The organism is Paenibacillus gorillae, assembly GCF_000513275.1.
GTDB lineage: Bacteria > Bacillota > Bacilli > Paenibacillales > Paenibacillaceae > Pristimantibacillus > Pristimantibacillus gorillae.
Window position 1 is genome coordinate 1 of sequence record NZ_CBVJ010000082.1, and the last position, 13439, is coordinate 13439.

Below are 13439 nucleotides of genomic sequence, written 5' to 3' on the forward strand. Positions count from 1 at the left end.
CCTTATGAACCCATTCGTCTTCCGGTATATCGATCGTCTCGCCGGAGAACCGCTGCTCGCGGAACGGGTCTGCGTAATTGTGGAAGCCGTTGCGTTCCCAGAAACCAGGACGGTCTTCCTTCATAAATTCAATGCCGCGAATCCATTTCGCGCTTTTCCAGAAATACAAGTGCGGCACAACGAGCCGAAGCGGCCAGCCATGCTTGTCCGTCAGCGGCTCGCCGTCAAATCGGTGAGCAAGCATAACATTGTCCAGCAGCAAGTCCTCCAGCGGCAAATTCGTTTCGTAGTTCTCATCCGCATGGATCATCACATATTTGGCATCGGCATGGACACCGAGCAGAGGCAGCAAATCGATAAAACGAATGCCTTCCCACTCCGTGTCGAGCTTCGACCAGCGGGTCACACAGTGAATATCGTTCACTTGTTTCGTCTGGGGCAGTGTCATTAGATCCTCAAAGGTAAAGGTCCGCTCCTCCGCCACTTCTCCAAACACACGAAGCGTCCAAGTCGACAAATCGTATTTCGGAACATCACCTTCATGAAGAATTGGAAACCGTTCTGTAATCGTCTGGCCCGACGGCACCCGGTGAGCAATCTCCTGCGCCACCTCAACAACGCGAACCGGCGCTTTTTTCAATCGTTCAGCCTTTTTGTTCATAGTCTATGTCATCCTCCTAGCTTAACGAGAGCTCTCATTCGCTTTACGCGCTTCCTGCATGTAGCTTTTGTCTTTAAAGAAGAACATCGCAACAATAGTAACGAGATAAGGCAGCATCATCGTAAAATGAACCGGAACCGCGAAGCCCTGAAGCCTCGTGCTCAGCGCATCCATCAAGCCGAACAGCATGCTGGAGCCAAGTACGCCAAGCGGACTCGATTGTCCAAGCATCGTAGCAACCAATGCGATGAAGCCGCGGCCAGCCGTCATGCCTTCCGTAAACATCGTAACTTGGCCAAGCGAGAGCTGCGCGCCAGCCAGGGCGCAAAGCACGCCGCACATCAGAATAGCGCCGTATTGAATACGGGTAACTTTGATGCCAAGACTCCGGGCAGCCGTCGGATTTTCACCCGCTGCCAGCAACCGGAATCCAGATACCGACTTGAATAAATAATATTGCAGGACAAACACCAGCACAATCGATAAATAGACGAGCGGCGAATGGCCCGAGACCACATCGCCAAGCCATGGAATATCCTTCAACAGCGGAATATCCCACTTCGGCAATCCAACCATGTCCTTATCGTAGAAAGCGCCTTTTACATTAAAGATAGCCCGCAAAGAGAATGTCGTCAGCCCCGCCGCCAAAAAGTTAAGCGAGATACCGACGACGATAATATTCGCCTTGAGATGAATACTCATATAAGCCATCAGCGCAGAGAACACAGACACGCATACAATTGCGAACAAGACAGCAAGCCATACGTTGCCGGTCAAATGATTGCCGACTATCGCCGAGAAAGCGCCGATCAGAATCAGCCCTTCCAGACCGACGTTAAAAAGTCCGACGCGGGAGCATAATGCGCCGCCTAGCGCCGCCAGCAAAATCGGCGTGACCATACGGAGCGTCGATGCAAACAAGGAGACATCAAACAGTTGGTCCATTGGAAGCCCCCGCTTTCTTTTTCTTCTTCTTGAAATACGAGTACGTAAATCTTGCGGAAATAAATAAAATAAGAACGGCTTGAATAATGCTGGATACTTCAAGAGGAACGCTCGTATTGCGCTCTACGCCCATGCCACCGGTCTGCAGTGCCGCCAGCAGCACCGCAGCAAGCGCAGTACCCAGCGGATTCGATCCCGCAAGCAATGTTGCCATAATCCCGGACCATGCATAGCTTGGAGCGGTTAATGCATTGTCGAGGTACCGGTATTGCGTGCCGAGCACCTCTCCAGCACCTGCCAAACCGGCAAAGCCGCCGCTTGCAAGCATACTGTAGATCATCATCTGGCCCCGTTTGACCCCGCCGTATCCGGCGAAAAGCGGATTTCCGCCCAACATCCGGACTTCATAGCCGCCAACCGTATGGCGCATGAACAGCGCAAGCAATATCGCGCCCGCAGCAGCAAGGATAAAGCCTGCATGCAGGCTCATACCCGGGAACAGCTTCGGCAGCCAAGCGGCCTTATCGATCATAACGGTCTGTGCCATAGCCGCCGAGCCCGATTTATCTTTGAGCGGATAGGAGACGATATAACCGGCAAACAGCACCGCTACATAGTTCAAGAGCAGCGTCGTAATTAACAAATTCATTCTAAATTTGGCGTCAAGCCAGCCTGCAAGAGCAGACCATAAGCCGCCCGCAACAATACCTGCTACTAGTGCGGCAATAAGTCTCAGCCAGCCCGGTCCCGGCAAATAAATGGCTGTAACCGCTGCACTTAGCGCACCCAGCACCATTTGTCCTTCTGAACCCATATTGAAAAATCCGGCGCGGAAAGCAAGCGCAACGCCTAGACCAATCAGTATAATGGGTGTCGCCCGGCTAAGCGTATTGGTGAAGAAGTAAAAGCTGCCGAATGCACCCTTCCACATTTCGCCGTATGTCTCGAATACAGAGCCTCCGACGACTGCGATGGCAATAGCGCCCGCGATCAAGCCGACAATAATGGCCATAAGCGGCTGAAGCAGCGCGCGCGCCGTATTTTTAAGATTATCCAACCGCTTTTCCTCCTGCCATCAATAAGCTGATTTGCTGCTCGGTCGCAGACTCTGCTGACAACTCTCCTACAATTCGGCCTTCATTCATAACAAGAATGCGATCCGAAAGCTTCAATATTTCAGTCAATTCCGAAGATACCAGCAAGATCGCGCCTTGCTCCGCTCTTTTCTTCAACAGCTCGCCATGGATGATTTCCATCGCGCCAACATCCACACCGCGGGTAGGTTCTGCTGCTATGAGAAACGGTGTGTTCTGTGCCAGTTCCCGGGCAACGATCAGCTTCTGTAAATTGCCGCCCGACAGGTTTTGCGCTTTCGTATGAATCGATCCCGTCTTAATGCCGAATTGCTGCACCCAGCCGCTGACCAGCTTGCGGATCGCGGAGCCGCGCAGAATTCCGTTTCGCTGGTATTTGCGATAATGCCCCATTAGACCGTTTTCCATCACGCTTGCCCCTTTGGCAACACCCCATTGATAGCGGTCCTCTGGAATATGCGCCATGCCGCGTTCACGAATCGTCCGAACCGACTGCCCCTTCATACTTTCACCAAGCAGCAGCACATCACCCTCATCCGGATTCAACAAGCCGGACACCGCTTGCAGCAATTCGGACTGCCCGTTGCCCGATATGCCGGCAATGCCGACAATTTCGCCTGCCCGAACATGCAGATTCACATCATTAAGCGCTGGATGTAATTGACCTCCCCGAATGGTCAGCCCTTTAACCTCTAACACCGTCTTCCCCGGATTTGGCGTCTCTCGAATCATTTCGACGAGATCTCTGCCGACCATCAGACGCGACAGCTCTTCGACATTCGTGTCCTCGGCGTTAACCGTTCCCGTCACACGGCCGTCGCGAAGCACGGTAATCCGGTCAGCCACTTCCATAATTTCCTGGAGCTTATGGCTGATGAGAATAAAGCTTTTGCCCTTGGCCGACAGCGCTTTAATCGCAACGAGAAGCTCTTTTACTTCCAGCGGCGTCAAGACAGCTGTTGGTTCATCGAGAATAATAATTTCAGCGCCTTGATGAAGCACTTTCAATATTTCGACCCGCTGTTGCATGCCTAGCGAACAGTCCTCAACCTTCTGCCAAGGATCTACCGGCATCCCGTATTGACGAGCAAGCGCCTCCGTCTGAGCAGCTGCTTCCTTCCGGTCGAAGCCGACAGCCTTAGAGGGCTCCCTGCCGATGACGATATTCTCAGCTACGGTAAAAGACGGAAACAGCATGAAATGCTGATGCACCATGCCGATTTTACTGCGGATTGCATCCGTCGGGCTGCTAAAATGCTTCTCCTCACCCTGAACGGCAATAGAACCGGAGGTTGGCGTTTCCATGCCGTATAAAATACGCATCAGCGTCGTTTTTCCAGCGCCGTTCTCCCCTACAAGCGCATGGATTTCACCCGCGCGCAGCGAGAAGTCGACTTCCCGGTTAGCGGTAACGGTGCCGTAAGACTTTGTTATTTTGTCCAATTGCAGCAGCATAACATCGCTCCTCCCTTTTTTATGTAGGCAACAGGAAACCGGCTGCGTTCAGCAGCCGGCAGTATTTTACTATTTTAACCTACGGAGTTTGTACTACAATTTTACCAGAAATAATATCTTCTGCAATCGCCTTAGCTTTATCCACTGTCTCTTGACCAATAAACGGGCTCAGTGTGGATGTCGTCTCATTCGTAATGAATGTAACGCCTACACCTTTTTCCTTCAAACCGTAGTCAACCGAAGAGAATTCGAAGTTACCGCCAACGAAATCTTTAACTGTCTCGTAAGTTACCGTGTCCGTACCTTTCAATTGCGACAATACGATATGCTCAGGATCGTCAAGCGTACGGTCGATGTCTTGTCCGGAAGCGTACAGGTTTTTCTCTTTCGCCGCTTCGAACACGCCAAGATCGCCTACAGCGGACATGCCGGCTACAAAGTCAGCTTTTTGCGAGTATTGCAGCAATGCGAGTTCTTTCGCTTTCGGCGAATCCACGAAGCTGCCTACATAGTTAACCAGGAATTTAGCATCTGGGTTCGTTGCTTTCAAGCCTTGCTCAAAACCGGAAGTATATTTCTTCAACAGCGGCGTGTCCATAGCTACGACTGCGCCTACAACGTTTGTTTTCGTGGACAGGCCAGCTGCTGCGCCAAGCACATAAGCTGCTTCTTGCTCACGGAATTTTACGCTGCGAACGTTAGGAAGATCAACCGTTGTATCGATAATCGCGAACGGCTTGTCCGGATTTTCTGTAGCGACTTTCGTCAAAGCATCTTCCGCTTGGAAAGTTGCTGTAATGATCAGGTCATAGTTCTCAGCAACAGTAGCGCGCAGGTTTTGCTCAAGCGCTGCAGGGTCTGTCGATTCGATCGTTTTCACTTCAACGCCGAAATCTTTACCTGCTTTTTTCAAACCTTCGTCCATCGTTGCGAAAAACGGGTTAACACCAATTTTTTCAGGAAGCACAAGCGCGATGCGTTTTTTCTTGCCGCCGTCATTGCCTGCTCCAGCGCCATTCTCACCTGTACCTGCGTTGTTGCCTTTGTTATTCGAACCGCATGCGGCAAGCACCGCTACGATTACTAACATGGTTACAACTAATGATAGTGTCTTCTTCATTGATTCAAGTCTCCCCTATTCCTGCTGTATAATTTTTATTTAAAACCATCTTACCACAGTTGTATTGTCGGAATAAATCATTTTATTATGATTTCGACAAAATACCTTCCTATTCTACAGTATTTTGTCGAACTGCGGCTAAAAGAATGCATCATTGCCATCATTTTGTAACAATTGAATGCGTTTTCTCTCTAGGCATACCGTCCAAGGGAACTATTTCTACTCAGTGTCAGGCAATTGCAGCCGAAACAGATGTGAAAGCTGTTTGGCAAGAAAAGCTGGCGTATAGGGCATATCATGCCGGAGCCAGTTAATAATCGTTCCGATAAAGGCGGAAGATCCATACCAAATTGCAATATCGGTAGGCACTCGTGTAGTTGACAGAGTTGTAGACGGCTCTCGATTCTGGGCTCTCTCGGTGATGAGTTTAATCATGAGATTCATCAGATTATCCGTAAAAACCGGAATGCGTTTTGAAGCAAGCAGCACTTTATAAAACTTAGAGTTGTCGGCGATATGCTCGATCAGCTTTTGCATTTTATACATAATGGGCCAGTCCTTGTCTCTGACAGGAATCTGATTTGAAGCGTCATCTAAAATCACTTCAATCTGCTTAATCATTTCGTCTGCTATCTTCTCTACCATATCGGGAATATCCCGGTAATGAAGATAAAAGGTAACACGATTGATTGTTGCACGCTCTGCAATCCGGTTCACCGTTATTTTTTCCAGCTCAATCTCCTGCAGCAAATCGATAAATGCCTCACGGATCAATTGGCGTGTGCGCAGCACTCGCGGATCGGTTCGGGGTGATGTTGTTGACATATAGCCGCTCATATCCTTTCCCCACAGCTTCTCTATACGACATTTAAGTGCCGATTTGTAAATTATTGTTCCACTATACGACGTTTTGCCTGCTGACGTAAACTATGAAACATTTTTAGAAAAGCTGTTGCTTGTAGATTGCATACCCGATGATTATAATTTAAAACGCTAAGTTAACTATGCAACAAAGTGTCTATTAGTTTCAATTCATCTAGATTTATGAAGGGATTTGAGTATTGTGAGTAATCATTCAGCCTTTGACAGCAGTTCGATCAAGAAGGGCCCATTGTTGTTCGTCATGATTCTAGGAGCGTTCATCGCCGTGCTGAATCAGACCATTATGGGAGTTGCCACCCCAGAGCTGATGGCTGACTTTCAAATTGCAGCATCTACAGCCCAATGGCTGACAACCGGTTATATGCTGGTAAACGGAGTTCTTATACCAATAACTGCTTTCCTCATGCAGCGCTTCACGACACGCGAGCTTTTCCAGTCTTCCATGATCATATTCCTCTGCGGAACTATCGTGTCCGCTTTGGCACACAGCTTCGATCTCTTGCTGGTCGGCCGTCTGATTCAAGCTGCTGGAGCCGGTATTATTATGCCGCTGCTCATGACAGTCGTTCTAACCATTTTCCCTCCCGATAAGCGGGGGGCTGCGATGGGAATGGTTGGTTTCGCTATTATTTTCGCGCCTGCTATCGGCCCTACGCTCGCAGGATATATTATGGAGCATTACTCGTGGCGTACGATGTTCTATGGCATGATTCCGTTCGCCATCATTATTATTGGTATTGCCTTTATTTATTTGAAAAACGTATCAGAGCGAAGCTATCCTAAAGTCGACATCTTAGGGGTCATTCTCTCGACAATCGGCTTCGGTGCTATCCTGTACGGCTTCAGCAGCGCCGGAGGCAAGGGCTGGTCAAGCGCGGAAGTTCTTGTATCTATCGCCGTTGGGGTTATTTCCCTCGTTCTCTTCACTTGGCGGCAATTGGTCTCCACAAGTCCGCTGCTTGATCTCAGAGCATTCAAATACAGCATGTTCTCCTTAACAACCGTTATTAATATCGTCGTGACAATGGTCATGTATGCAGATATGATGCTGCTTCCGCTGTATTTGCAAAGCGCTCGCGGCTATACAGCTATGGAGTCCGGACTTCTTATGCTTCCCGGCGCGCTTCTGATGGGCTTCATGATGCCGGTAACCGGCAAGCTATTCGACCGTTTTGGAGCGAAATGGCTGTCTATTATCGGTTTGATCATTACGATTCTGACTACGATCGGCTTCGTAAATCTGACGGATTCTACAAGCTATACGTATTTGGTTCTAATGTCAACGGGACGTCGCTTTGGAATGGCTATGTTCCTGATGCCGATTACAACCGCCGGACTGAATCAGCTTCCTGCACGGCTTAACGCGCATGGTACAGCAATCTCCAATACAATTAAGCAAGTAGCCGGCGGAATCGGAACTGCATTGCTTGTTACCGTGATGACGACCAGCACCAAAACTCATCTTACAGATATGATGACTTCAGGCGCTGCTGGTTCGAAGGAGCATATGCTGATGGAGGCTACGATTCAAGGGATTAACGATGCGTACCTCGTCATTATCGGAATTGGAATTGTAGGTCTGCTGCTATCGTTCTTCATTAAACGTACGGGGCAGGCTGAGGATTCAGAAGCAGAAGCACCCTTACCCCTGAAACGACAGCAAGCAACGGAAGCGTAATGGAGTTAAATGTTCCTGCCTTATAAAAAAGAGCTTTTCCGCCCGATAGCGGAAAAGCTCTTTTTTCTATCCTTACAACTTCGAGTTTCCTCTCGAAGAATCTATATTCAGACATTCTGATTCTCTCTTCGCTTCCAGATTGCGGGACATTTTTTGAAACATCCTCGTCGCAATCTCCATCTCTTCGACCTCAAACCCGTCATACAGCTCGTTCATAATCCGTTGGCGCATTTCATGGATGTACCCGACAAGCTTCCGGCCTTCGTCCGTAATTTCAAGCAGCACAATACGGCGATCCTGATCGCTTCTTGCCCGCTCAATATAGCCATGTTCAATTAGCCGGTCGGAAATGCCTGTAACAGCACCGCTCGTTATCCGGAGCAATTCAGCCATAGCCGAAGCCTTTTGCGGGCCCAGCTCATCAAGCAGAAGCACCATTTTGCCTTCGGTCATTCCAAGCCCGTGAACGTTGAACCGGTTGTATTCCGCGTTAATCAGTCTCCGGAGCAACCGGAACGCATCATCCATCTCTACAAGCTTCTCTTGCTTCTCACGCAAACGCTCATCCATTGCATTCCCTCGCATCATCCTTTAATTCTCTTCACTATACCGTTTTTTCCGCGCGGAGCCAAGCTTTGACCGCTATTTCAAACAAAAAAACAATAAAAAACGGCTCCTTCCGCATCTGCGAAAAGAGTCGTTCTCCTAGCTCTTAAAAAAAGACAGCGGCGGCTTGCCGAACATCGACATCCGCGCCGCATCCCAAAGCAGTCTCATCGTTTGCTGAAGCGGCCAAGCGGCTGTTGACGCCGCAGAGACGGCTATGCCGTGACGATAGGTCAAGGTCGCTCCGGCCAACACCGTATGCTGCTGAAATGAAGGCAAATGATCCAGTACCGTCTGCAGCGCCTCCAGCAAAGTACTGTTCACGCGGTCCGAGAATAAGTAGAAGGTTGCCCAATGCGTCTGCGCTTCCCAGCATCCCGGAGCAGACAGCCTCTGTTCCGGCGGCTTTACCCGCTGTCTCTGCGCAAAGATAAGCTCCTCGCCGTAATGAACAGTCAGCGTATTGCGAAGCTCCCGATAGCGGAATACCTCATTACGCAGCGTCCTTCCCGGACAAAGCACATCCGCCTGCATCCAGACCGACCCGGCCGCGAGCTTCACCCGCGTCTCATTGTCCAGTGCTGCCGATTGATAGAGCATAATCGGCTCCGGCATATGCTCGATAACAGCATCTTCTTCTAGAACGAAGCTTTGCAGCATCGAGGAGCCGCCTTCTTCATCACTGGGATGTACCTTCGTATACGATTGATTAGTGATGAATACATAGGTGTTTTGACACCCCCGCCAATCGAACTCATAACGGTCGCCGTTCAACAGTCCAGGCGACACATCCATGACTATAACGCCCAATTGTCCATCAAGCGGGAAGGCTTTGGCGATTTTAACAGGGGCCGTATGGTATTTATCGGCGAGAACCGTGCCTGCTCCTCCTGGCTGGAACGACGCGCGCAGCACTGAGGTTTGCATCTGCAGGCCGGCGGCAGAAGGAAGCAGCTGGCCTGCCATCTTAATGCGAATGCGGCGCTGCGCCCAGTTGGATGATATGCGAATGCTCTTCGCCGCGGGCATGAGCAAGCTCATGCTCCAGCCAGCCTACAATCTCATCCACGCCATCGCCGCCATGCATGTTGGAAAAAACAAAGGGCTTATTGCCGCGCATTTGCTTGGAGTCGGCATCCATCACTTCAAGGCTGGCGCCAACAAATGGAGCCAAATCGATTTTGTTGATGATCAACAAATCAGAGCGCATGATGCCGGGTCCGCCTTTACGCGGTATTTTCTCCCCTTGCGCTACGTCTATAATGTAGATGAACAGATCGACCAGCTCCGGGCTGAATGCCGCCGCCAGATTGTCACCGCCGCTTTCGATAAAGATCAGCTCCAGTCCGTCAAAGCGCCGCTCCAGCTCCTCGATCGCCTCGAAATTCATCGACGCGTCCTCCCGAATCGCCGTATGCGGACAGCCGCCTGTCTCTACGCCGATAATCCGCTCCTCCGGCAGCACGCCGGTGTTGACCAGGATGCGGGCATCTTCCTTCGTATAAATATCGTTGGTAATAACGGCGAGGCTGTATTTGCCGCTAAGCTCGCGCGACATCCGCTCCACCAATGCTGTTTTCCCCGATCCTACTGGACCGCCAATACCGACCCGAATCGGACGCGTCCCGTCAAAATTCGGTTTCTCCCATTGTTGATGCGAATGTCCTTGTCCTTCACACATTGCAATCCCTCCATTAATGGTTTCAATTGATATTCCAAATTCGAGATTCCAGTTCCAGGTTTCAAATTCAAGACATAAACAAGCGGGAATACAAGCGTTCATGACGGATCATGCCAAGCTCCGCCATCGGCATATTAGCGTAAGCCTCTTCCGGCTCCATACTCAGCGAGATCGCCGCAGCCGGCTCAGTAAGCTTCGATAGGCTCGCAATAAGCGCCTGACCTTCCGTCTGGCCCATCGACATGAGACGCAATGCGCTGTTAACGCAGGTGACAATACAGGTATACAAATAGCCTTGAATTGCTTGCTCCTCCGATAGTCCAAATTGCAGGCAGGCATAGCCGTGAACGAGCGGGTGCGTCGCGAGGCATTCACCGCTGCGCAGCCCTTCCGTTAAAGGCGTCCAGTCCAGCTGCGGATGTATCGAGCCGGCCAGCTGCAGCAGCCTGCGGCCCATCTTTTCCACGCCGCTTCTCGTCTCCGCCGATACACGCTGTACATGGACAAACCGCTCTACCGCCCACAATGCCCCCCATGCACCAATAGGAACGTCACGATACACGGCCCGTATCACCATTGCATCTGACGTCGCCCAGCTTTGCATTAACATCGCCGAAGCATAATCATATAGCTTTGCTGTCGTCTCCATCCGGCCTTCCTGCACGAGCGTCTCCAGGCCAAATGAATGCGAGAATCCGCCGATCGGCAAGGCGGAGTCGAGAAGCTGCTGCATCGCCAGCCAAGGAATCATCTCATTATGCCGCCTTTCTTAAAACAAGAAATAACGCTGCGCCATGGGCAGGACAGCTGCCGGCTCGCAAGTGATATGCTCGCCGTCGACCGTTACTTTATAGGTTTCCGGATCCACTTCGAGCTTTGGGGTCGCATCATTATGAATCATGTCCTTCTTCGTCACGCTGCGGCAGCCGCGAACGGGCTCAATCCGTTTCTGAAGGCCCAATTCTACAGCTATGCCGCGTTCATACGCCGCTTGCGATACGAATGTAATGGAGCTGCTCTGCACCAGCTTGCCGAATGCAGCAAACATTGGACGGCCGAATACAGGCTGAGGCGTTGGGATCGAAGCGTTGGGATCTCCCATCTGGGCATAGGCGATACTGCCGCCCTTCAAGACCAGATCCGGCTTTACGCCGAAAAACATCGGATGCCAAATAACCAGATCGGCAAATTTGCCCGGTTCGATCGATCCAACCAAATGCGAGACGCCGTGTGTAATAGCCGGATTAATCGTATATTTAGCGATATAGCGTTTAATTCGGAAATTATCGCTTTCCGCGTCGTCGGGAGCAAGCGGCCCCCGCTGTTTTTTCATTTTATCCGCGGTCTGCCAAGTTCGAATGATAACCTCACCCACACGGCCCATCGCCTGCGAGTCGGAGCTGATCATGCTGAATACACCCATATCATGTAAAATATCTTCCGCCGCAATCGTCTCCGGCCGAATACGGGAATCAGCAAAGGCCACATCCTCCGGAATCCGGCTGTCCAAGTGATGGCAGACCATCAACATGTCGAGATGCTCTTCTATCGTATTAATGGTAAACGGACGCGTCGGGTTGGTCGATGAAGGAAGCACATTCAGCTCGCCCGCCGCCACTATAATATCCGGTGCATGGCCGCCTCCCGCTCCTTCGGTATGATAAGTATGTATCGTCCGCCCGCCGATCGCCGCCAGCGTATCTTCAATAAAACCGGCTTCATTCAGCGTATCGGAGTGGATAGCAACTTGAATGTCATATTGATCAGCAGCGCGCAGACAAGCGTCAATTGCAGCGGGAGTCGTTCCCCAATCCTCATGAAGCTTGAGGCCAATTGCGCCCGCTTCAATTTGCTCAATAAGCGGTTCGGTGAACGATGCATTTCCCTTGCCGGTAAAACCGATGTTCATCGGAAACTGCTCCGCAGCCTCCAGCATCCGCCGTATATGCCAGGCGCCTGGTGTTACTGTAGTAGCGTTCGTCCCCGTTGCCGGCCCCGTCCCGCCGCCGATCATCGTCGTAACGCCTGAGGATAATGCTGTCTCGATCTGCTGGGGGCATATAAAATGAATATGCGAATCGACGCCTCCGGCCGTTACGATCCTACCCTCTCCCGCAATAACCTCCGTGCTCGCTCCAACGATCATATTTGGCGAGACGCCGTCCATAATATCCGGATTGCCGGCTTTGCCGACACCGACGATGACGCCATTCTTCAAGCCAATATCCGCTTTGACGATACCCCAATGATCGATAATGACGGCATTCGTAATGAGAGTATCCAGAACACCTTCATCACGAATTGCACCGCTGGATTGACCCATGCCGTCACGAATGACTTTGCCGCCGCCAAATTTGCACTCATCGCCATATACGGTGTAGTCATGCTCAATTCGAGCCCACAGCTCCGTATCCGCCAATCGTACAGCGTCGCCGACTGTCGGCCCGAACATCGCCGCATAGCTCTTCCGATCCATAGTGCTCATGTTCGATCCCCTTCCCAAGCCGCCAGTCTTGCACGTACTTCGTCCGGCATTGCCCCGGCTTCCGCCTTGCCTTGAGACAGACCGTTCAAGCCATAGCTCAGCTTCGAACCGCCCAATTCCACCAGTATTACCGGCTTCTCTTCACCTGGCTCGAAACGAACCGCAGTGCCCGCCGGGATATGGAGCCGCTTGCCAAAGGCCGCTTCGCGATCGAACTTTAAAGCCCGGTTTACTTCAAAAAAATGAAAATGCGAGCCGACCTGCACAGGGCGGTCGCCTGTATTCACAACGATGCATGCAATCGTCTGTCGTCCGGCATTCAGCGCGATATGACCTGCCGCCGTCCGGTATTGTCCCGGTATCATAGCAAGATCCTCCCTCGACCCTCGGTTATTGCGCGATCGGATGGTGGACCGTTACAAGCTTCGTGCCATCCGGAAACGTCGCCTCCACTTGAACTTCATGAATCATTTCCGGAATGCCTGGCATTACCTGATCCCGGCTGAGCACTCGCGTTCCGTAAGTCATAAGCTCGGCAACAGTCAGCCCGTCACGCGCGCCTTCCATGATTTCCGAGGTAATAAGTGCGATGCTTTCCGGATAGTTCAGCTTCACCCCGCGGTTCAGGCGGCGTTTGGCCAAATCGGCTGCGATCGTAATAAGCAGCTTCTCCTTCTCGCGTTCCGTCAACTGCATAAGCTCACCTCTTTGCCTATAATAGCTTCATTATAGACAGCCTATTTCAGGAAGTAAATGGGTTTGTGTAAGATTATATAACATTTAAATTAAACGTCATTAATAAATAGGTAATAATACCCAAAAAATTAACGCA

14 protein-coding genes are annotated in these 13439 nt (G+C 50.9%); 1 reads left to right on the plus strand and 13 read right to left on the minus strand.

All coding sequences use genetic code 11. The features are described from left to right. The 6 genes from TY10_RS14080 to TY10_RS14105 form a co-directional block, all read right to left on the minus strand. Positions 1-661: sulfite oxidase-like oxidoreductase (locus TY10_RS14080; RefSeq protein ID WP_042164569.1), on the minus strand; the 661-nt coding region annotated here is incomplete at its 3' end. A gap of 21 nt (positions 662-682) precedes the next feature. Continuing rightward, positions 683-1606: an ABC transporter permease gene (locus TY10_RS14085; RefSeq protein ID WP_042164572.1), complete on the minus strand. Its 924-nt coding sequence runs from the start codon at positions 1604-1606 to the stop codon at positions 683-685. After that, positions 1590-2618 (minus strand): ABC transporter permease, encoded by a 1029-nt coding sequence (locus TY10_RS14090; protein ID WP_042164791.1) that lies wholly within the window; start codon positions 2616-2618, stop codon positions 1590-1592. The genes TY10_RS14085 and TY10_RS14090 overlap by 17 nt, the downstream gene beginning before the upstream one ends. Before the next feature lie 37 nt (positions 2619-2655). Beyond that, positions 2656-4155, minus strand: coding sequence for an ABC transporter ATP-binding protein (locus TY10_RS14095; RefSeq protein ID WP_042164574.1), 1500 nt, complete (start codon positions 4153-4155; stop codon positions 2656-2658). 79 nt (positions 4156-4234) lie between these two features. Then, on the minus strand, positions 4235-5275 hold the full coding sequence (locus TY10_RS14100) for a BMP family lipoprotein (protein WP_042164576.1): 1041 nt from the start codon (positions 5273-5275) through the stop codon (positions 4235-4237). A gap of 219 nt (positions 5276-5494) precedes the next feature. After that, positions 5495-6100, minus strand: coding sequence for a TetR/AcrR family transcriptional regulator (locus TY10_RS14105; protein ID WP_155985872.1), 606 nt, complete (start codon positions 6098-6100; stop codon positions 5495-5497). A gap of 298 nt (positions 6101-6398) precedes the next feature. On the opposite strand from TY10_RS14105, the gene TY10_RS14110 reads away from it, so the two are divergent. Next, complete coding sequence (locus TY10_RS14110) at positions 6399-7835, plus strand: DHA2 family efflux MFS transporter permease subunit (RefSeq protein WP_063510443.1); 1437 nt, start codon at positions 6399-6401, stop codon at positions 7833-7835. A 72-nt stretch (positions 7836-7907) separates the two neighbouring features. Here the strand turns inward: TY10_RS14110 and TY10_RS14115 are convergent, their stop codons facing one another. The 7 genes from TY10_RS14115 to TY10_RS14145 all read right to left on the minus strand — a co-directional run bounded on the left by TY10_RS14115 (position 7908) and on the right by TY10_RS14145 (position 13303). Next, entirely contained in the window at positions 7908-8423 is a 516-nt protein-coding gene (locus tag TY10_RS14115) for a MarR family winged helix-turn-helix transcriptional regulator (protein WP_052350542.1), read from the minus strand. 117 nt (positions 8424-8540) lie between these two features. Then, positions 8541-9482 (minus strand): urease accessory protein UreD, encoded by a 942-nt coding sequence (locus TY10_RS14120; protein WP_238327631.1) that lies wholly within the window; start codon positions 9480-9482, stop codon positions 8541-8543. Continuing rightward, entirely contained in the window at positions 9409-10122 is a 714-nt protein-coding gene (gene ureG, locus TY10_RS14125) for an urease accessory protein UreG (protein WP_042164583.1), read from the minus strand. Before ureG ends, TY10_RS14120 begins: the two co-directional genes overlap by 74 nt. A 67-nt stretch (positions 10123-10189) precedes the next feature. Beyond that, a complete protein-coding gene (locus tag TY10_RS14130; RefSeq protein ID WP_238327632.1) occupies positions 10190-10873 on the minus strand; it encodes an urease accessory protein UreF in 684 nt (227 codons plus the stop codon). A gap of 18 nt (positions 10874-10891) precedes the next feature. Next, the gene (gene ureC / locus TY10_RS14135) at positions 10892-12607 is read right to left on the minus strand and encodes an urease subunit alpha (protein WP_042164586.1); all 1716 of its coding nucleotides are present in this window, start codon (positions 12605-12607) and stop codon (positions 10892-10894) included. Next, the gene (locus tag TY10_RS14140; protein ID WP_042164588.1) at positions 12604-12972 is read right to left on the minus strand and encodes an urease subunit beta; all 369 of its coding nucleotides are present in this window, start codon (positions 12970-12972) and stop codon (positions 12604-12606) included. Before TY10_RS14140 ends, ureC begins: the two co-directional genes overlap by 4 nt. A 25-nt stretch (positions 12973-12997) precedes the next feature. Further along, entirely contained in the window at positions 12998-13303 is a 306-nt protein-coding gene (locus tag TY10_RS14145) for an urease subunit gamma (protein WP_042164590.1), read from the minus strand. Between the last annotated feature and the right edge of the window lie 136 nt (positions 13304-13439).